Origin of the sequence: Phytobacter ursingii (assembly GCF_001022135.1) — a bacterium.
Taxonomy (GTDB): Bacteria; Pseudomonadota; Gammaproteobacteria; order Enterobacterales; family Enterobacteriaceae; genus Phytobacter; species Phytobacter ursingii.
Genome location: NZ_CP011602.1, coordinates 2,450,515 through 2,470,838, shown reverse-complemented (window position 1 = coordinate 2,470,838; position 20,324 = coordinate 2,450,515). Strand labels below are relative to the sequence as shown.

The window sequence follows — 20,324 nt, the reverse complement described above, 5'->3', positions numbered from 1 at the left end:
GTTTTCCGAAAATAAATGCCTGTTGGCCTTTCCTGATATTAATTAACAGGCAAAACGGTAGCCATCGCCCACTTTTGTAATATCCTCACAGACTGACTGGTTGATTATATTTGTCGCTCGGGCACGATAATTAATGATTGCACCTGGTTCTTCATGCTTTTTGTAACGGAATTAACCTTATGCACAATCGTATTACCGTACAGCTCCCCGTAGATGGGCTACTGTTCTGGAAACTGTCAGGGCGTGAAGCGCTGTCAGAACCTTACGCGCTTGGCCTGACGCTGCTGGGCACCGATGCCCGAATGGACCGCAGCCAACTGCTGGGGAAATCCGTCACCGTCACCATTCCCGGGCAGGATATGACGACGCCAAGGTACCTGAACGGCAAAGTGACCCGTGTGGCCGTCAGCGCCGTGGAGCTGTCCGGCACCCGTTATGCGGTCTACCAGCTTAATGTTGAATCCGACTTGTGGCCGATGCAGCGCGACCGTAACCTGCGTATTTTCCAGGGGCAGACGGTACCGCAAATCGTCAAAACCCTGCTTTCTGAAAGCAAGGTTAATGTTGAAGACAAACTCAGCGAGAGTTACCGCGTCTGGGATTACTGCGTACAGTATCAGGAGAGCAGTTTCGACTTTATCAGCCGTCTGATGGAACTGGAGGGGATCAGCTACTTCTTCCGTCATGAATCCGGTCGGCACGTCATGGTGCTGACCGATGCCGCCAGCCAGCATCAACCGTTTGCCGGTTATGAATCCATTCCCTACCATGTGACGCCATCCGGCGGCAGCACCGATGAAGAGGGGATCAGCCAGTGGGCGCTGACCGACAGCGTGACGCCGGGGATCTACAGCCTGGATGATTATGATTTCCGCAAGCCGAATGCCTGGCTGTTTCAGGCGCGCCAGAATCCGAACTCGCCAGAACCCGGCAGCATTAACGTTTATGACTGGCCGGGACGCTTTGTTGACCATGGACACGGTGAATTCTATGCCCGCATTCATCAGGAACGCTGGCAGGTTGAGCATCAGCAGATACAGGGTAGTGCCACCGCGCTGGGTATCGCGCCAGGACATACTTTTACCCTTTATAACGCTCCCTTTTTCAGCGATAACGCGGAATACCTGACCACCGAAGCCAACTACTGGCTGGAAGAGAATGCCTACGCCAGCGGTGGGGGGACGGAAACAATGCACCGTATTGATTTCACAGTCATTCCCTCTTCGGTCACGTACCGTCCGGCGCAAAAAACGGCCTGGCCGCGTACCTATGGGCCACAGACCGCGAAAGTCGTCGGTCCGCAGGGAGAAAGTATCTGGACCGATCGCTATGGCCGGGTGAAGGTGAAATTTCACTGGGACAGGCAGGCAAAAGGCGACGATACCAGCTCTTGCTGGGTGCGTGTCTCCAGCGCATGGGCAGGTCAAGGCTTTGGCGGCGTGCAGATCCCGCGTGTCGGCGATGAAGTGGTGGTCGATTTTATTAACGGTGACCCTGACAGACCCATCATTACCGGGCGTGTTTATAACGAAGCCAGTATGCCGCCGTGGGATCTGCCCGGCGATGCCACCCGCATGGGCTTTATGACCCGCAGCAAGGATGGCAGCATCGATAATGCCAGCTTCCTGTTTTTTGAAGACAGTCCGGGTAATGAATCGGTGCAGATGCATTCCGAGAAAGACATGATGGTGTCGGTCGAGAATGATCAGACGGTCAATATCGACGGTAACCGGGCGACGACGATCAAAAAGACGCAGACGGATGATGTGACGGGCGATGCCACGTTCTACTACCGGAAGAAAAGGACGACCACGGTGGATGATGTTGAGCAAAAAAACTTCAATAACAGTGAAGTTATCAATATCAAAGAAGGACGTCATATGACGATTCTGAGCAAGGGAGAGTTAAATGAAATCACGGGCGATCAGACTACAAAAATAGCGCAAGGGAATCAGTCCACAACTATTGCTGATGGAGAGCAAGAGACGTTTATTCAGACTGGAGGGCGTAATACTGAAATTCATAATGGCGATCGTTTAATTGTTAGCTCTGGCGGCCAGCATAATGAGATCACGGGTGGGGTTAACACCACAATCAATGGAGGTTGGGTACAAACTATTACTACTGGCGAAACACTTATTTCCTCCCCAGACAAAATTACAATAAAAAGTGATAGCGAAGTTAATGTTGATACGCCATGGGCAATTGAATGGAAAGGTGTTCAGGTTGGCTTCACTGCTTCGTCAGTTTCTACAACTGGCGTCAATATTGGCATGACTGGTATGAAGGTGGAAAATAACCCTATTAACTTTTTCTATAATAATGGTTTTAAAATGAGAGTTGGTGCGGTCGAATGTGATACTTTAACTGCGGCTATTAAAAATGCAGTTCTTCATATGTTTAATTAAGGTAGGATATGTTTGATTCATCTAGTTTTGCTAAAGGTTATGCTATTGTCGCGATGACTATTGTTGCGTTGATTGTCATTGGGATTATTATAAGAGATATTCGCAATGCGAGAATAAAGTCATACATTGAGAAAAACGGAATTCATACCCATGCTGAGATTGTCAATATTGAAATTCATACGGGTAAAATATCAGATTATACGAATATTAAATTGCATTATAGATTTAATGATTATAATGGCCGGAATGTTGCCGGTGTGGGAAACGCTGTTATCTTTACGTCAGATTTGGCGCAATACCAACCGGGTAAGACCTTTGGTATTATCTATGATAAAGATGACCCGTCACGTGTTGTATTGAAGATAGAGAATGCATCATTGAAACGTCGTAAGTAATGTTTCTTTGCGCATTTACATGATTTATATATTCAATGAATAAAAAATTGGCATTGATAGCCAATGCTTATCGAGTTCAGATAATGATTACTTTATCAGAATATTCAAATCTAATAGCGCTGGGCGTGATGCTGGTTTTTATTTTTATCTGCCTTAAGGGATTGAAGGGGCAAAAAGAAAATGTTACAGAAATAAAATACTGGTTATCGAGAGATAAATGGCAGGGCGAGGTGACGACGGCAACATTGCGCGAGTGGAAACAGACTTCCACTACGCATAATTTTGATTATTTCTTTATTGTTACCTTTGATGCAAATCTGGAGGGTGGGGTGAAACAATATAAAGCGGCTGCCGCGCTAAAAGTATCTGAAATCCCCCAGCTTAAAAAAGGGATGCCCATTGTGATTAAATATCAGGGTGTTCCGCCAAAGAAAATGGCGGTACTGAGTATGCAAGCTGAGCATTGATGATAAATATGAGATATGTTACAGATGTCATCGTGTTCGCTGTCCTGGCTTTCTTTGCCTATGTTATTGTGTCTTTGCTCATCAGGGATGCCAAAAATAAGAAAATCAAAGAGGGGATAGCGGCGGATGGCGTCAATACTACGGGGGTTATCACTGATGTAGCCAGTCGTTCTGGCGGGAACTCAGGGTTTATTAACATCACGGTAAGTTTTGACTATGAGATTGAGACGGGTAAAAAAATCAGTGGTAAAGCTGATGCGGTAATTGATGTAATGAGTATCAATAAATATCAGCCCGGTGAAACCATTGCTTTAAGATATTCGAGAAAAGAACCTGAAAAAGTGATTGTGGATATTCCAAATCCTCTTCTGAAACGTCGCTGATTATCATTGTGGGAAAAGCCATGGTTAGCTAAGCGGCTTACCCACAAATCGACAAGGCAATAATGAGTCTTTAAAAACGATTCCTGTGAACATTCTTATCAATGTTATGAGTGACCCTTTCTTTATCTCTGGAATGATTATCACCCTTGCGGGACTGTGGTTTGCCGTTGTGTCATTCAGGCAGTATGGGATACAAATGCGGTTACTCCGCGACTGGGTATCACGTGAGGAGTGGGCCGGAAAAATCATGCATGTTCCTCTGGAGTCCTGGTTACGAACCGGTACGACGCGTGGCGAGTATTCTCTTTATGAATGCCACTTCTTTGCAAATTTCGGTAATAAGAGGAAAAAACACCGTGCCCATGTCGCTGTCAAATCCAATGATATTCATAAACTGAAAAAAGGGTTAACCCTGACGGTAAAATACAGTGATGACAAACTGCCACGGATGGCAGTAATGAACGTGTTTGACTAAGCTTTTCTGGCTGCGTTTTTTCTGGAAATCACTCTGCGTATACACGAAAGGTCCAAATAAATGGAATTTTTTGACACTTACTGGTATCTGCTGCCTATTGGGATATTTTCAGCCGTCTTTTATCTTATCTACCTTAGCTTGCGCGATAACCTTATTGTTTATATTAAAGACTCCTTTAAGCAAGCATCAGTGCTTAAAACCGGTATTGGTGCCAATGCGGACATTATTGTTGCCAGGCAAACGGGGATGTGGGATGCAGAAAATCCTGTTTATTTGATGACGGTAAACTTCAAAACCCGTGAAGGACTGGATGTGCAGGCAAGCTTTTATACATCGCTAAACTTTGAAGAAAGAGAACGTTTTAAAGTTGGTAATGGCACCACCATTAAATACGATCCCAGCGATCCGAAAAGAATTGCGTTGTACGATCGGCCACTCATATTAGGCGAATAAGGTATTACGGATGAAGATTATTAAACCCTTGCGCCTGAGCGTACTCCATCGCCCCTTTCGTTGGCAGGGTAAGAATCATCTTGGCGTGTCGGTGATGGCGCTGACCGATATGGGCGAGACCCCGACACTGCGTCCGGAGATGGAACTCTGGCAGCTTGCCGCCAGTGAGCTACAAACCAGCGGCGGCGTCATTGATATGGCGATGCCGAAAACCCGTGCAGAATTCCTTGCCACCGGGTATGCCTATACTCACCACCAGCAGGAAAAAACGGCGGTGATGGCGCGGGTGGATATCGACAATCTCAGTAAATCACTGGTGGTGTTTGGCGACCGTTTTTGGTCAGGTAGCAAAATGACCTCGCCGCAGCCTTTTGCCGATATGCGTCTGGACTGGACACGCGCCTGGGGGGGCGCGGGCTGTGAAGAAAACCCGCATGGCATGGGATTTGGTGCGGAAAATCATCAGGGACACAGCGTCCACCGCTTGCCGAACATTGAACCCCTCCACGGGCGCATGACCTCGCCAAAACAAAAGCCGGAGCCTGCGAGCTTTGGGCCGCTTGATCTCACCTGGCCGCGCCGCTTTCGCCGCATGGGCAAAAACTATGACGCCGGTTGGTTGCAGAACGATTTTCCCGGCTTTGCCCGCGACATCGACTGGACGGTGTTTAATGCCGCCAGTCCCGACCAGTGGTGGGACCGGGATACCCTGCCTGAACAGGCGTCGTGGCGCATCTGGAATATGCACCCGCAAAAACCTGTGCAGGAAGGCACCTTGCCGCCCTGGCATGGGCGCTGCTTTATCAGCCGGTTGCGTCAGGAAGAGACCCTGTTTGAAGAGATATCCCTGCGTGCAACCACCGTCTGGTTTTTCCCGCATCTGGAGCAGATGGTGCTTATCTGGCAGGGGCATATCCGTATAAATGAAGACGACGCAGCGGATGTGTTGCACCTGATGCCTGCGCTCGAAAAACACGGCGCCACCCGTTCCGTTAACCACTATCGCAAAGTCCTCAGCCAGCGCCTGGATAAAGAAAAAGGGGCGTTGTTCGCGTTTCGCGAAAAGGATCTGCTGCCGGAATCGCTTATCGGCCCGTGGCTTGACAGCGAGGTGCAGCAGACGCCGAGCCCGATGCGGGACAACATAAAGAATCGCGAAAAGCTGCTGCGCGAACAGTACCGGGAAAGGCTGGAAGCAAACGGGCGCGACATTGGCGATCTGCTCGACAACATCGAAGAGCCTGACATGCCTGCGCTCGATGAATTGCCTGAGTTTATGGAAAAAATGGAGCGTCAGGCACAGCAGATACAGGCCGACGCAGAGCAGCGCAAACGCGAAATGGAAGCGAAGTATCCGCACAGGGATGACCAAATGCCGCGCGGGCCGGAATCACTGCATCGGATGCAGGAAATGCTTCACCGCAACAGCGACCTGATGAGTGAGAAAAAGCGCCAGCAGGCGAGCGAGGCGCTGCATCAGATGTATCTGGCGGCGGTTTCCCAACAGCCTCCCGCCGTGCGCCTGACGGGCGACCTTGCGCAGATCATCCGCCAGCGTGCCGGGCGTACCCTTGCGCAAGGGGGGGATTTTAGCGGTATGGATCTCACTGGCGCGGACTTTTCCGGTATGGACCTCAGCGGCGCGAATTTCACAAAGGCGCTGCTGGAATGTGCTGATTTTCGCAACAGTAAGCTGGATGACGCCTGTTTGGCCGGGGCGATGCTTGCCCGTACGCAATTTGAGCGCACCTCATTGCAACGATGTGATTTTACCGGGGCGAGCCTGGCGCTTGCTCAGTGTCAGGAGAGCGATTTTAGCGGTGCACGCTTTAAAGAGACGCAGACACAAAATGCCTTATTCGAGGCGTGCATCTTTGATAACGCCAGCCTGGATGGACTGCTGCTGCGCGAAACCGGGCTGAGCCGCTGCCGTTTCCACCACGCCTCGCTGGACAGCTGCATCTTCATGGAACTCACCCTGGCAGAACCCGATTTTCACGGTGCGCGGCTGCATAAATGCGCCTTTATGCAATCGGTGCTGGTGGCGGCCGTGTTTAGCGACGCGCGGCTGGATAGCTGCTCTTTTGTCCAGACTCAGGCGGAACAGGCGAGTTTTGCCGGGGCCACTTTAATCGCTACCGCGATAGCGGCCGAAAGTACTTTAGCGGGCGCCGACTTTCGCCAGGCTTCGCTCATCCAGTGCAACCTGCGTCAGACGCCGCTCGCCGACGCGCAATTCACCCTGGCGAAGCTGGAGAATTGCGATCTCAGCGAAGCGGATTGCCGCGCCAGCCACTTTGGTCAGGCAAACCTGACGGGAAGCCTGTTTGTGCGCACCGATTTTCGCGAGACCGATTTCACCGATGCCAACCTGATGGGGGCGCTGTTGCAAAAAAGTCAGCTTGGCGGGGCCAATTTTAGCGGGGCGAATCTTTTTCGCGCCGATCTCTCGCAGGCGTTTATCAGTGATACCACCCGCCTTGACGGGGCATGGACGAAACGCATCAAAACGCTGCCGAAGCGCGATGGAGAAGTGATATGACGATGCTCACCGCAGCACAATTGCAACAGCGGGTGAAAGGCGGCGAGCCGGTCAGCGAAATCTCCCTCGACGGGCTGGATTTGCAGGGCTGCGATCTCTCCGGCGGTATTTTTCAGGAGGTCTCGCTGGAGGGTGTAAACCTGCAAGGGGCCAATTTGCAGGAAACGGCGTTCACCGAATGTGCGTTAAACGGGGTAAATCTGCGGGGAGCCCGGCTAACACAGACGGTGTTTAATCAGTGCGAAATGGCAAACCTGCGGGTGGAGGAAACGCCACTTGATGGATGCATCTTCAACCACTGCACATTGACGGGTAGCCATTTTACGGGCTGCTCGCTGCAGACCGTGCAATTTATGCACTGCGCGCTGGAAGACAGCCACTTTGACAGGGCAATACCTGAACGCAGCGTCTTTTTTGAATCACCGCTGACGCATGCCCGCTTTGCCGGGTGCCGTTTTTTGCTGACCACCTTTTATTGCATCGATCTGCGTACGACGGTGCTTGAGGGCAGTCAGTTTGAACGGGTGGTCTTTTTCAACTGCGATCAGCGCGGGAAAAATTACGCCCGGCACGGCTTTACCGGCTGCCAGTTTACCGAAAACCAGTTAGACGGCGCGGATTTTAGCGGCGCACAACTTACCCAGTGCAATTTTAAAGGGGCGTCGTTACAGACTGCGCAACTTAACCAGGTGAATGCGACCCAGGCACTGTTTATGGAAGCGAATCTGCGTGGCGCGCAGTGTCGTGGCAGCGTTTTCGATCAGGCTATTTTCGTGGGTGCCACGCTCGAACAGGCCGATTTCAGCCAGAGTCGCCTGTTTCAAAGCATTCTGCAGCAGGCGAATGCCGCCGGGGCGTGTTTTACGCTTTGCGACCTGACCTACAGCGATTTTACCGGTGCCGACCTGCGTCTGGCGGACCTGCGCGGCGCGACCTTTTCCCGCACCCGGATGCACCGGGCGAATCAGGAGAATGCCCGGTTCACCGGGCGTCAGGGCATTCTCGAATATGACGAAGAATTATTGGCTGCTGAGGCCTGGAGCCTGCAGCGCCAGAGCCGCCGTTGAGGAGACCAAATGAGTAAAGTGAATCATTTACTGGCACAACCCATACTGCCGCCTGCACAGGCATCGGCGGTGGTGACCCACTGTTTTGCTGACGGCAGTCTGACGGTAGAAAGCGAAGGGCGCGGCTGGCATTGTCGCCGGGCAGCGAGTTGCGTTATCGCACCGCAGACGGGCGATACGGTACTGATTGCCAGCGTAGAGCGCCAAATCTGGCTGCTGGCGGTACTGGAACGAGCTAACCCGCAGGTGGCGGAGCTCAGCGTGCCGGGCGATCTGCATATTCATAGCGAAGGGGAGCTAAGCCTGAGTAGCGATGCGCTTCGCGTCACCGCCGGGCAGGGAGACTGCCATATCGACGAGATGAAATACAGCGGCGAGAAACTCTCGGCCTGGGTCAGCCTGTCGCGCGTTGTCGGCAAGCGGGCAGAATCTGTCTGGCAGACCGTCACCCAAATCAGTCATAGCCTGTTTCGTACGACCAGACAGACCGAGCAGGTCCGCGCCGGGCAACTGGACATGAAAGCGGAGGACTATGCGCGCCTGCATGCCCACAACACGGTGATCACGTCCAAAGCGATCACCAAAGTCGATTCTGAACAGATTCATATGGGGTAAGGAACTGCCATGTTTGCAAACTGCCAGCTTTTTGGGGTCGATTTGGCCTTTCCGGATGTCTGCCTGACGCCAATGCCTGCCCCCACGCCCATTCCCTATCCGGATATTGCGCTGGGGCCGACGGCAATCCCTAATGCGATGAATATCCTGTTTATGGGGATGCCTGCCCACAATATGGCGACCATCACGCCACTGACCAACGGCGATAACCCCGGCGTGGCGACAGGCGTGGCCTCCGGTACAGTGATGGGGCCATCCCGGCATTTAACCGGAGCATTTACCGTGCTGTTAAAAGGTACCCCCGCCACGCGATTGACCAGCGTGAGTCTGCAAAATTCCACCAATGCGATTGGAATGCGTATCGTGCCGAGCCAGTTCAAAGTGCTGATGCTGGCACCGTAATAACAGGACAGGAGTACATTCAGGCGTGAATATCTCGACGTTTGATATTGTGAATGTGGTTGTAACGATTGTGCTTATATGTCTCATTTTTGGGCTGGCAAAAAGAGTCGTGCGTAATTCTCAGCGCAAAGAGCAGGACATTCTCGCCAACGGCAGCGATGTCAATATCACCATTTTATCCATGAAGCAAAGCGGGTTGTTTATTAATAACAACCCGGTCATTGAAATGTCATTACGGGTGGAACAACCACAGTTTAATAAAAGCTGGCTGGTCGAAAAACATAATGAAACGGCGTGGTTAATCGCCGTTGCGGCTTATCAATCAGGGAATGTTTATCAGGGCAAGCTCGGGCAAGATGACAAAAGCCTGGTCTTCGTAAAAGACGGCAGCGGTAAACCATTACCTGCGATGCAGCAGTAAAAAAGAAAGGGATACCATGATCGATTTGCATTCTGATATTCGGGACATAGAGCGTTATGCAAAACAGTATGAGCACTATATTCCCTTTACTAACGCGCGGACGCAGCACCGCATGCAATATGACTACATTGCACATCCTCTCGTTGAGGAGCCAACTCAAACGGCTTCATCAAAATGGTATGACATGCCTGATCAAGTCAAGCCGCTGGATATCTGTCGCGACAAGGCGATTGGCGCGCTTGTCGGGCTCGCCGTGGGCGATGCCGTGGGCACCACCCTGGAATTTATGCCTCGTGACCACCGCACTGTGACAGACATGGTGGGCGGTGGGCCATTTCGCCTGAACCTCGGAGAGTGGACTGATGACACCTCGATGGCTCTGTGTCTGGCTGAAACAATGCTGGAGTGCAAATATGCCAGCAGGCAGTCTTTCAGGGACAAACTGGTGAAGTGGTATCGCGAGGGCTATAACAGCGTTAACGGTGTCTGTTTTGATATTGGCAATGCGACCCGTTATGCCCTGGAACAATATGAGATTAACGGAGCGAACTGGTTTGGTAATACGGCTCCGGAAACCGCAGGCAATGCACCCATCATTCGGTTAGCGCCTGTATCGATCTATTTTCGTCGCAATTTCGCTCTGGCATTCTATAACGCGAAAATTCAAAGTCAGGCCACACATAGCGCTATTGAAGCCGTGAGTTCCGCACATTATCTGAGCTATTTGCTTCTTCTGCTGATTAATGGATACGACAAAGAACGCGTATTTTCCCCGCAGTTTATGCCGTTAGAGCCGCGCGTGCTGATCATCAACGCTGGTGAATATAAAGAAAAAAGCCGCGACCAAATCCGCTCCAGCGGTTATGTCATCGATACCCTGGAGGCGGCCATGTGGGCGGTATGGAACACCGATAATTTCCGTGATGCCATCTTGCTGGCGGCGAACCTTGCCGATGATGCCGACAGCGTGGCGGCGACGGCCGGACAACTTGCCGGCGCGTTATATGGCTGGTCGGGGATTCCGCAGGAATGGAAAGAGAAGCTGGTGCAGCATGATCGCATTGCCTCTTTGGCCGCGGCGTTGTTTGACTGGGCGCCGGATGACGAAACATCGCCGGAATCAGTGTCGGTATGACTGGCAGATACACTTTACCTCACCAGACATCAAATTTTAGTAAAAACACCGCATTTGTAGCGGGTGGATTTTCTCTATCGAATGGCATTTGCGCTGACGATTTCAGCGCGTTGCTACTTTTAACGGAATGAACCTTATGCTCAACCGTATTACCGTGCAGCTTCCGGTCGAAGGGCTGCTGTTCTGGAAACTGTCAGGGCGTGAAGCGCTGTCAGAACCTTATGCACTTGGCCTGACGCTGCTGGGCACCGATGCGCGCATGGATCGCAGCCAGTTGTTAGGAAAGGCCGTCACCGTGACGGTCCCGACGCAGGACATAACATCGCCGCGCTACTTCAACGGCAAAGTGACCCGCGTTGCGGTAAGCGCCGTGGAACTGTCCGGCACCCGCTATGCAGTCTACCAGCTTAATGTTGAATCCGACTTGTGGCCGATGCAGCGCGACCGTAACCTGCGCATCTTCCAGGGGCAGACGGTACCGCAAATCGTCAAAACGCTGCTTTCTGAAAACCAGGTTAACGTTGAAGATAAGCTGACCGGCAGCTATCGCGTCTGGGACTATTGCGTACAGTATCAGGAGAGCAGTTTCGATTTTATCAGCCGCCTGATGGAACTGGAGGGGATCAGTTACTTCTTCCGCCACGAGGCAGAACGGCATGTTCTGGTACTGACCGATGCGGCAACCCAGCATCAGCCATTTGCCGGTTATGAAACCATTCCTTATCACGTGACACCGTCCGGTGGCAGTACGGATGAAGAGGGGATCAGCCAGTGGGCGCTGACCGACAGCGTGACGCCGGGGATCTACAGCCTCGATGATTATGATTTCCGCAAGCCGAATGCCTGGCTGTTTCAGGCCCGGCAGAACCCGGTCTCACCACAACCGGGCAGTATTGATGTGTACGACTGGCCGGGGCGCTTTGTCGAACACGATCATGCGGATTTCTACGCCCGCATCCGCCAGGAGCGCTGGCAGGTGGAGCATCAACAGATTCATGGTAGCGCCACGGCACTCGGCATCGCGCCGGGTAACACGTTTACCCTCTATAACGCCCCCTTTTTCAGCGATAACGCGGAATACCTGACCACCGAGGCCAACTACTGGCTGGAAGAGAACAATTACGCCAGCGGTAGTGGCTCGCAAACGATGCATCGCATTGATTTCACAGTAATCCCCTCCACAGTTACATACCGTCCGGCGCAAAAATCAGCCTGGCCGCGTACCTATGGGCCACAGACTGCCAAAGTCGTCGGCCCGCAGGGGGAGAGCATCTGGACCGATCGCTATGGCCGGGTGAAAGTGAAGTTCCACTGGGACAGACTGGCGAAGGGGGACGATACCAGCTCCTGCTGGGTGCGTGTCTCCAGCGCCTGGGCGGGACAAGGTTTCGGCGGGGTACAAATTCCACGCGTCGGTGATGAAGTGGTGGTCGATTTTATTAACGGTGACCCGGACAGGCCGATCATCACCGGACGCGTCTATAACGAAGCCAGCATGCCGCCGTGGGCGCTCCCCGCTGCCGCCACGCAAATGGGGTTCCTCAGCCGTTCGAAAGACGGTTCTGCTGACACTGCCAATGCCCTGCGTTTTGAAGATAAGGCGGGGGAGGAGCAGGTGTGGATCCAGGCCGAACGGAATATGGACACCAACGTTAAGAATGACGAAACGCATACTATTGAGAAGAATCACACTCAGTTCGTTGGTGAGAATGAAACCTTGCGGGTAGTGCAAGATCAGAATACAGGCGTTAAGGGAAGCCTCACGAGTCTGACGGGTAATAACCGCGACGATAAGGTTGTAAACAATTTTACGCTTGCAGCTGGCGAAATGTTGCGTATTGAGTGCGGACAAAGCGTAATTGAACTGCTCAAGGACGGGACGGTCAGCATAATCGGCAATAATTTTAATTTCACGGCAGCAGAGAGTGCACAAATAAATACTCTTAGTGGCGATCTTCACCTGAATCCGGCCGATGGCAGTGCTGGAACCCTGGCGGTTGGAACGAATCAACAAACTATCATACAGCAAGAAATAGATAGCTTTTTTACCGTAAAGGCAAATAAATAAAGGGATGCACGATGGCTGATTATATTCTCCAGGAGGCGACACTCGCTTTACCTGATGTATTCAAAGACCGTACGATGAATCTTTTTACCCTCAATGATACAGGTGCCAGTGAATTTACCTTTGTTGTATCTCGTGCAGGGGCGAAAAACGGGGAGACCGTACAGGCTGTTGCGGCGCGTATTGCCCGCGAGCTGGAAGTCACAGTGCCAGAATTTCACATGGAAGCGACGCAGCAGAAGTTAATAGATGGCGAGCCAGCCGTTGAGCTTTTTTACCGATTTAAAAATGGCAACGTGTTAATTTTCCAGCGCCAGACAATTATTATTCTGGATGGACCTTCGGGTGGGAAAAAAGTTGTTTGCTACATTGGCACCTGCCCTGGTGAGTTTAATGAGCTTTATCAGAAACAATATCAGGATATTATTGCGAGTATCCGCTTTCACCATAATCAACATGAGGCGACGCTGGGGGAAATGATCCGCCCGGATAATCCGGATCTCTTTTTCGCGCTAGATACGGAAAGTTGTAATCTGGACGTTTTTTCCGGTGTGCAAGCGTTATATCGAAGCCTACCTTTGCAGCGTGCCTGTGAAGGCCTCTATTTGCTCTACGCCCAGGACGGTTCGCCGCTGCGTATTGCACCTGTCCCCGACACGCAGCCGATACGCTACGCCTTATGGTCTGTTGCCACAATTCCTGGACATCATCTGGAACAACAACTCAGCATCTGTCGCACGGTTAACGGGCCGCAGGGACTCGCTTCCCCTGAGCAGATACTGGCGTTTCTTACACGGCAACGGACATCGTCGTAATGACTGCGCTACAGGCTGCAAGGGTCGATGATCCTATTGCCCACACTGCATCAAAATCCTGGATGATTGTTGGGCTTATCGGTGGTGCCATACTGGGGGCTGCGACGGTAGCTACCGGCGGGCTGGCGCTGGTTGTGGCGTCGGCTGCTGTAGGTGCCTGCGCCGCAGGCGGATTGGGAGAGGTGCTGGGAAGTATGTCCTGGGCACCCCGGCATGTCACTGGAATGCTCACTGAAGGATCGCCAAATGTATATGTGAATAGCCGTAAGGCGATTCGCGCGCATCTGTCTTTGGGCAAATGCGATGAGCACAGCGGTTCGCCAAAGCGGGTCGCCGAAGGTTCCATTAAGATCTATATCAATAATTATCCTGCTGCACGCCTGGGAGACAAACTCACTTGTAGTGCCGAGATTTTTGCCGGATCGCCCAACGTTTTTTTTGGTGGCACGAAAGTACAAACAGACGAGATAAGTCCTGAGGTTCCGGGCTGGGTGAACTGGGTCATGCTGGGGGTTGGTACCGCGGCTCTCGCTGTGATCGCAACGCCAGCCATTGCTGTGCTCAGTACTGCAGGCGCCTTATTGGGGGGGACTGGAGGGAACTGGGCGGGGGGATGGTTGTTTGGTGAGGGCAGTGACGGGCAAAAATGGAGCATGCTGTTCGGCAGCTTGATAGGTGGCGGTATCGGCATGAAAGGCGGCGCGAAATTTGATGCCGTGCGTGCTGCGCGACTCAGCGCAGAGCCAGTGGCTCCGGATGCTGCTGTGTCAGCAATAAACCCGGTAAAACCGGCAATGCCACTCGAAGAAGCGATGCCCGGTTGGGGAGAGGCATGGATTAAGAATGGCAGAGAATATGCCGAATTACGCGATCCTTATCTGTCATCTAAACTCACGGATGATCAGGTTGGCGCGCTCTATGGCTATACAACTAACGAAGGCTATACCATGCTTAACCCTGCGTTACGTGGAACGGAGCCTATGACGCCAGGGCTGGAGGCTTATTCGCAGCATCTCTCTGAGGCGATGGATGTGCTTCCACCAACATCCGGTACGTTCGTACGTGGCGTAAGGAGTTTGCCACCTGAGGTCCTTGATCAGCATGTGCCGGGAAATATTGTCTCCGATCCGGGTTATTTCAGCACAGATATGGTAAAACCCTTTAAAGGAAAAATTCAAATGCAGGTGGAGGGGTATTCTGGCAAACAAATTGACTTTGTGTCTGAGTTTAAAGATATTAATTTAGAGAACGAAGTTCTGTTTAAACCTAACACCAAATTCGAAGTTATCGACAGGGTTGAAAGTCATGGGTTTATCCATATCAAGCTTAAGGAAGTTCAATGATCGATTTACATGCCGATGATTCAGCGATTAATAATTATGTCACCCGTTATATGGAATATCTTCCTTATTCTACGCGTGGACTGACACAGGAAGAGCTGGATAGTCTTGAACCAAAATATAGATATTGGGATCGTACACTTGAGCTTAATGTTAGCGAGGATATGTCCCGTGATAAAGCAATAGGTGCTTTGGTCGGACTCGCTGTAGGCGATGCAGTGGGTACAACGCTTGAGTTTCAGCCTCGTGACGTAAACCATGTTCACGATATGGTCGGTGGAGGACCGTTTCGTCTGAGTCCTGGTGAATGGACTGATGATACGTCCATGGCATTATGCCTGGCACAGACCTATCTGCAGGCTAATCGTTTAGATGCTGATCTATTTTGCCAGTTAATGCTTCGATGGTATAGATTTGGTGAAAATAGCAGCAATGGCCGCTGTTTTGATATTGGTAATGCTACGCGTTATGCGTTGGAACAATATTCGCTGCATGGTCTGAAATGGGACACAAAACCAGTTAATAATTCTGCTGGGAATGCACCCATTATTCGTATTGCACCTGTCTCAATATTCAGACGAAAGTCTCATCGGGCGATTTATTTTGATTCTAAAGCGCAATGCCATGCGACACATTATGCACGTGATGCGTTAGACGCCAGCCAGTTTATGGCCCTTATGCTCCACTATTTGATTAGTGGTTACGATAAAGAAACTGCTTTTGCGCCGCATATTTACCCGCTACTTTCGCGTGTAGCAATTATAAACGCTGGTGAATATAAAGAAAAAAGCCGCGATCAAATTCGCTCCAGTGGTTATGTCATCGATACCCTGGAGGCGGCCATGTGGGCGGTGTGGAACACCGATAATTTCCGTGATGCCATCTTGCTGGCTGCGAACCTGGCCGATGATGCCGACAGCGTGGCGGCGACGACCGGGCAACTTGCCGGCGCTTTATATGGCTGGTCAGGTATTCCCCAGGAATGGAAAGATAAGCTGGTACAGCATGACAGAATTGCCACACTAGCAGCTCAATTGTTTGATCGCGCACCGGATGACTATCCAGAATAGTTCGTTAACGGGGAAACCTTTTTGCAGATAACCTGATACGACGATGACGATATAGCGCAGCTAACAAGCTGCGCTAGCAATAATTTTATATTTCTGAGCATCCTTGCACGTTGATAGCCTCGATGGAGGGCGGAGCAAGACAGCCCCGGCAGACAGATGATTGAGCTTATCAGTGCTCCAGAACGAAAAAGTGATGTTCGGAGCCAGCAAATGAATAAAGAGCATTACTCCGTGCTTGATTATATTAAAGATATTTTTTCTGAAGCCGAAAAAATAAAAATGTATTACATACAATGATTTCGGTAACATTAGAACCAAAAGAGTTTGAGAAGACCGAACCTGAACCGTCAAAACATTTATCTAACGCTAACCGTATCTCTTCGCAAATTGCTTATGGATTAAAAGCCATTTTTTCCACATCAGGAAAAACATGATTATGTGAAAAGAAATAAATGCTCAAAAATAAAATATGCCAGGTGAGTTGAGCAGGATGTCAGTTTCTTGTATGTCAGAGAGCAACCCAGGATAATGCCATGACTGATGTCTTTTTACTGTTAAGGGAACCATGGGATTACGACATATATTCCCAAGGCTCCGCATTGGTGATAACTGTTGTTTTTTCTGAATACAATTTGCATTCGCAAATGGATGTATTCCGTTCTTTTACTATATCGAAAGAGACACTTATCCAATATGGAGAGGGGGGTAATCTTTCAGCATTAGCCAATAAAATCAGAGAGACTTCACATCGTCACATCTGGAATGAAGTAAAACCTCATGTTTTTATCTCAGGGAAAGATACGGTGGCTAAGTATGAGGATTCAATAGCATTGATTGCCTCTATTTGTTAGCCTGATATTCTTTTACGTAATATTTTGAATGCGAATCCGCCATATTTTTGAACAGGGAATGACCAAACACATGGTAAAACACCTCCGGAAGCAAAAAAGCAGCATCTATGGTGCGGTTGCGTTACTGATAACTGCCCCTGCTGTGGCGAAAACACCAACAAACAATCTCTGGGATTTTATTGTTTACATTAAGGCGGCAACCCGGCATCTGACCGTTGATACCGTTTCGCAGTTTCCGTTGTCATTAAACCTGAATAATCAAAATGAGTACGTTAATTTTTATCAGTCGGATGCGATTGTATTGGATGATGGTAGCCAAATTGACGATATCGACGTGCGTCTGAGGCGAATTTCGAAAGAGCAATCCGCCTTTATCAGCTTTTCACTCAAGGGACAGTGCATTACTCTTGCACAGGTCCGTCAGCATTATTCACCGCTAAAGATTACCGATACACCGCGCGGGCATTCGGTTTATGAAGTCACCAGCTATACCGCTATGCTAAATGACGATCAGGACGTGTCGTTCAGTTTTGCTGAAATTAATCCTAAGTGTCTAAGTGGTGTCGTGATCGACCATCGCGAATAAAACAATACAGCCAAGGCTACCATTTCCGGTGCAAGGCATTATGCGTTTAACCCTAAGTCTATAATCTCTGCCTGGTGCTTTCACAAAATATTTTTCAGCGCAGCGCCGTCCTCCCCATTCACATATTATCATTGATATGCTTTTCTCCCCTGTACAAGATTATTGCTTCCATGCGTCTTTTACTCAGCTGAAGAAGCTGCCATAAAATAATCGCTGTATTTCTTCATGTGGGCCTTTTGAAGATTTCTATTCCATTGGTAAAACTTTACGGAGCTGATTTTTACCTATGACGCGTTAGGGCGTGTTATCAGTGAAGAGGGTGAAAACGGCAGGCTGGGCTGGACTTATGATACGCTGAGCAACCGTACGTCGGTGGAGCTGCCCGACGGGCGTCATCTGAAATATTTCTATTACGGCAGCGGGCATCTGCTGAGCCTGGCGCTCGATAATCTGCCGATAAGCGACTTTACCCGCGATGAGTTACACCGGGAAGTTGGCCGTACGCAGGGCTTGCTGACAAGCCGCAATGAATACGATCGTCTCGGACGCATCCATCGCCGGGATGTGTTCACCGGCAATGCGCAGCGCCCGGCGCCCGCACGCTGGTCACGCCGCTGGGATTACGACTACCGCAACAATCCGGTGCGCGAAGAGCGTGATGATGATCCGTTCAACGGGTGTAACTGGAAATATGACAGCGCCGGGCGTCTGCTGGAACAGGACGGCACGCTCCCCGGAAAAGAGCAATGGCGCTGGGATGCGGCGGGTAACCCGCTGGATAACAGCCTGCAGCAGTCTGTTCGTCATAACCGTCTCACCCGCTTAAATGGCATTCAGTGGAGCTATGACATTCATGGGCGGACCACTGAAAAAGACAACGGTCAGACGCGCTGGCTCTATCGTTACGACGGCGAGCACCGGTTAACCGATGTGGTGGCAGTCCCGAGGGACAGGAACAAACCACAAACGCAGGTCAGTTTCCGCTATGACCCGCTCGGCCGGCGTATCAGCAAAACACGCCAGCAGACGCTGGGGGGCAGGCCGGTAGGAAAGCAGGTGACGACACGTTTCCAGTGGGAAGGTTTTCGCCTGTTGCAGGAAATTCACGACGATGTGCCCCTGACTTATGTCTATAGCGACGCGGAAAGTTATGAACCGCTGGCGCGTATCGATGGCACGGAGGATCCGGATATCTTCTGGTTCCACTGTCAGCCGAACGGTACGCCGGAACGGATGACAGACCGTGAAGGGCATATCCGCTGGGAAGGGCAGAACAGCGCGTGGGGTAAACTGCTGCACGAGTCGATACCGCAGGAGACAGGCTATGCGCAGAACCTGCGTATGCAGGGGCAATACCTGGATCGTGAGACCGGGTTGCACTACAATTTGTTCCGGTATTACGACCCGGATAGCGCCAGGTTTACCCAGCAGGACCCGATAGGGCTGGCGGGGGGGATTAATCTTTATCAGTATGCGCCGAATGCGTTGGGTTGGGTGGATCCTTGGGGGTTGAGTAGGTGTTCTGGAGGTACCCGCTTAACTGTCAATAAACCGAAGATTTTAAGCAGCACAAAGCTGTCATCAACTGAGAGAAAATTCCTCGAAAGACAGTTTATGAAAAAAATGAATGCCTTAAACCGAGCGGCTCAAAGAGGAGAGTTAGTTTGGTCTCCTGGCACCCATGAGATTAGGATTTCATCTTTGCAAAGTTCTTACAGGCAGGCTGTTTCTGCACGCTTTGAAAAAATGTTTGGCTCAGCACCTGATCTAAGTAAGTTAAACGCTGATCATCCTGTTGATTTAATTGTTGGAGGTTCGCCTACACAAAGATTACAAATGCTGAATGAAACTATTAATAAAAGTGTCGGTAGTTCTTTGAAAAATGCAGGCAGAAAGGCGGGGCTTCAGCCCGGAGATGCCATCAGTGAGATAATATTTCAATAGGGGGTAAAATGAATAAATCTATTAATATACAGACGGATACTGCCACATTAGTAATTTATGATTTGATATCATTAAAGCATAGGATTAATGATGATGCAGATTGGTGGAGTCTTCCAGAAGATGAAGTTGAAGAAATAAATAAAGGGAATGTGTTATTTCTCAATCTTGGAGATGATGGTAACTATAAAGTTGATATTAAAAATGATATTGGTGAATATACCGGATCATTATTTTTAAACGTACCTGCTGGAAAGGTTTTCATAGGGGCGGGAGAAGATGTCACTGGCGGAGATCTGGAGCCAGATGATTCAGATGCTATTTCAGGCGAGTTTATTACTTTAGAACCAGGTAGTTACGAGGTTAAATATAAAAAGCATGGTTCAGATGTGCTAATTTCCTTTACAAAAGCAACGTTTACTGAAAACTCATTAGAAGAGGGTGTTTATCTCTGAATGAAAATCCACGCCCTGGCGTGGATTTTTTCATCCAAAAAAATGTTAAATAATTAATTAGTTCACCACGTAGCTATTTTTAACACTATTCTTTTTTTCCTTCTGCACGCATCTTGCTTATATCGCGCCTTGCTTACCCTTGTCTTCAATAAGCTGTCAATATACTCGCGACGAACAACTTTAACCTGAGAAAAGCCCACAGTGGCGGCTGATCCCCGCAGCGAGTAAGACCTCCTTGGGCGACGGCATCGCCGGGACGTTTTTCCCTGCAATGCCAGGTGCCGTCACCGCGCCGCTGGTCTCGCCGCAGGGATTACTGCTACCCAGCTACGATCCGCTGGCGAGTATTGATGCCCCGGAGGTTTTCTGGTTCCGATGCCAACTCGACGGAACGGATGACGGATATCGAAGGTCAATAACTGTGGTGCAGGTTCAATT

At 50.4% G+C, this 20,324-nt stretch carries 21 protein-coding genes; all 21 read left to right on the top strand.

The genetic code is table 11. From position 1 onward, the window contains the following. The first annotated feature begins 179 nt into the window (after positions 1-179). The 21 genes from AB182_RS15095 to AB182_RS15000 all read left to right on the top strand — a co-directional run bounded on the left by AB182_RS15095 (position 180) and on the right by AB182_RS15000 (position 19,886). Entirely contained in the window at positions 180-2,408 is a 2,229-nt protein-coding gene (locus AB182_RS15095; protein WP_047370813.1) for a type VI secretion system Vgr family protein, read from the top strand. 8 nt (positions 2,409-2,416) lie between these two features. After that, positions 2,417-2,803, top strand: a complete 387-nt coding sequence (locus AB182_RS15090) for a DUF3592 domain-containing protein (RefSeq protein ID WP_047370812.1) — start codon at positions 2,417-2,419, stop codon at positions 2,801-2,803. A 35-nt stretch (positions 2,804-2,838) separates the two neighbouring features. After that, on the top strand, positions 2,839-3,270 hold the full coding sequence (locus AB182_RS15085; RefSeq protein WP_223883610.1) for a hypothetical protein: 432 nt from the start codon (positions 2,839-2,841) through the stop codon (positions 3,268-3,270). 8 nt (positions 3,271-3,278) lie between these two features. Further along, on the top strand, positions 3,279-3,653 hold the full coding sequence (locus tag AB182_RS15080) for a DUF3592 domain-containing protein (RefSeq protein ID WP_047373318.1): 375 nt from the start codon (positions 3,279-3,281) through the stop codon (positions 3,651-3,653). Positions 3,654-3,849: 196 nt separating this feature from the next. Further along, positions 3,850-4,128, top strand: a complete 279-nt coding sequence (locus AB182_RS15075; RefSeq protein WP_139153705.1) for a hypothetical protein — start codon at positions 3,850-3,852, stop codon at positions 4,126-4,128. 60 nt (positions 4,129-4,188) lie between these two features. After that, on the top strand, positions 4,189-4,581 hold the full coding sequence (locus AB182_RS15070) for a DUF3592 domain-containing protein (RefSeq protein ID WP_047370811.1): 393 nt from the start codon (positions 4,189-4,191) through the stop codon (positions 4,579-4,581). A 10-nt stretch (positions 4,582-4,591) separates the two neighbouring features. Next, complete coding sequence (locus AB182_RS15065; protein ID WP_047370810.1) at positions 4,592-7,123, top strand: DUF2169 family type VI secretion system accessory protein; 2,532 nt, start codon at positions 4,592-4,594, stop codon at positions 7,121-7,123. Further along, the gene (locus AB182_RS15060; RefSeq protein ID WP_047370809.1) at positions 7,120-8,190 is read left to right on the top strand and encodes a pentapeptide repeat-containing protein; all 1,071 of its coding nucleotides are present in this window, start codon (positions 7,120-7,122) and stop codon (positions 8,188-8,190) included. Before AB182_RS15065 ends, AB182_RS15060 begins: the two co-directional genes overlap by 4 nt. Before the next feature lie 9 nt (positions 8,191-8,199). Then, complete coding sequence (locus AB182_RS15055) at positions 8,200-8,805, top strand: DUF3540 domain-containing protein (protein ID WP_047370808.1); 606 nt, start codon at positions 8,200-8,202, stop codon at positions 8,803-8,805. Between the two features lie 9 nt (positions 8,806-8,814). After that, positions 8,815-9,207: a DUF4150 domain-containing protein gene (locus AB182_RS15050; RefSeq protein WP_039079463.1), complete on the top strand. Its 393-nt coding sequence runs from the start codon at positions 8,815-8,817 to the stop codon at positions 9,205-9,207. Between the two features lie 25 nt (positions 9,208-9,232). Then, a complete protein-coding gene (locus AB182_RS15045) occupies positions 9,233-9,628 on the top strand; it encodes a hypothetical protein (RefSeq protein WP_223883609.1) in 396 nt (131 codons plus the stop codon). Positions 9,629-9,644: 16 nt separating this feature from the next. Next, complete coding sequence (gene tri1 / locus AB182_RS15040; protein ID WP_047370807.1) at positions 9,645-10,763, top strand: ADP-ribosylarginine hydrolase Tri1; 1,119 nt, start codon at positions 9,645-9,647, stop codon at positions 10,761-10,763. A gap of 136 nt (positions 10,764-10,899) precedes the next feature. After that, positions 10,900-12,831 carry a type VI secretion system Vgr family protein gene (locus AB182_RS15035; RefSeq protein WP_047370806.1) on the top strand — a complete coding sequence of 644 codons (1,932 nt, stop codon included), beginning with the start codon at positions 10,900-10,902 and terminating at the stop codon, positions 12,829-12,831. 11 nt (positions 12,832-12,842) lie between these two features. After that, positions 12,843-13,643 (top strand): DcrB-related protein, encoded by an 801-nt coding sequence (locus AB182_RS15030; protein ID WP_052958842.1) that lies wholly within the window; start codon positions 12,843-12,845, stop codon positions 13,641-13,643. Further along, on the top strand, positions 13,643-14,986 hold the full coding sequence (locus AB182_RS15025; protein ID WP_047370805.1) for a PAAR domain-containing protein: 1,344 nt from the start codon (positions 13,643-13,645) through the stop codon (positions 14,984-14,986). The genes AB182_RS15030 and AB182_RS15025 overlap by 1 nt, the downstream gene beginning before the upstream one ends. Continuing rightward, a complete protein-coding gene (gene tri1 / locus AB182_RS15020; protein WP_047370804.1) occupies positions 14,983-16,053 on the top strand; it encodes an ADP-ribosylarginine hydrolase Tri1 in 1,071 nt (356 codons plus the stop codon). The genes AB182_RS15025 and tri1 (AB182_RS15020) overlap by 4 nt, the downstream gene beginning before the upstream one ends. A 156-nt stretch (positions 16,054-16,209) precedes the next feature. Then, complete coding sequence (locus AB182_RS32650; RefSeq protein WP_167337885.1) at positions 16,210-16,350, top strand: hypothetical protein; 141 nt, start codon at positions 16,210-16,212, stop codon at positions 16,348-16,350. A 236-nt stretch (positions 16,351-16,586) separates the two neighbouring features. After that, positions 16,587-16,904 carry a hypothetical protein gene (locus tag AB182_RS15015; protein ID WP_047370803.1) on the top strand — a complete coding sequence of 106 codons (318 nt, stop codon included), beginning with the start codon at positions 16,587-16,589 and terminating at the stop codon, positions 16,902-16,904. A 70-nt stretch (positions 16,905-16,974) separates the two neighbouring features. Next, entirely contained in the window at positions 16,975-17,490 is a 516-nt protein-coding gene (locus tag AB182_RS15010) for a hypothetical protein (RefSeq protein WP_047373314.1), read from the top strand. 372 nt (positions 17,491-17,862) lie between these two features. Beyond that, entirely contained in the window at positions 17,863-19,434 is a 1,572-nt protein-coding gene (locus AB182_RS15005; protein WP_456154044.1) for an RHS repeat domain-containing protein, read from the top strand. Positions 19,435-19,442: 8 nt separating this feature from the next. Then, positions 19,443-19,886, top strand: coding sequence for a DUF6386 family protein (locus tag AB182_RS15000; RefSeq protein WP_047370802.1), 444 nt, complete (start codon positions 19,443-19,445; stop codon positions 19,884-19,886). Positions 19,887-20,324: the final 438 nt, after the last annotated feature.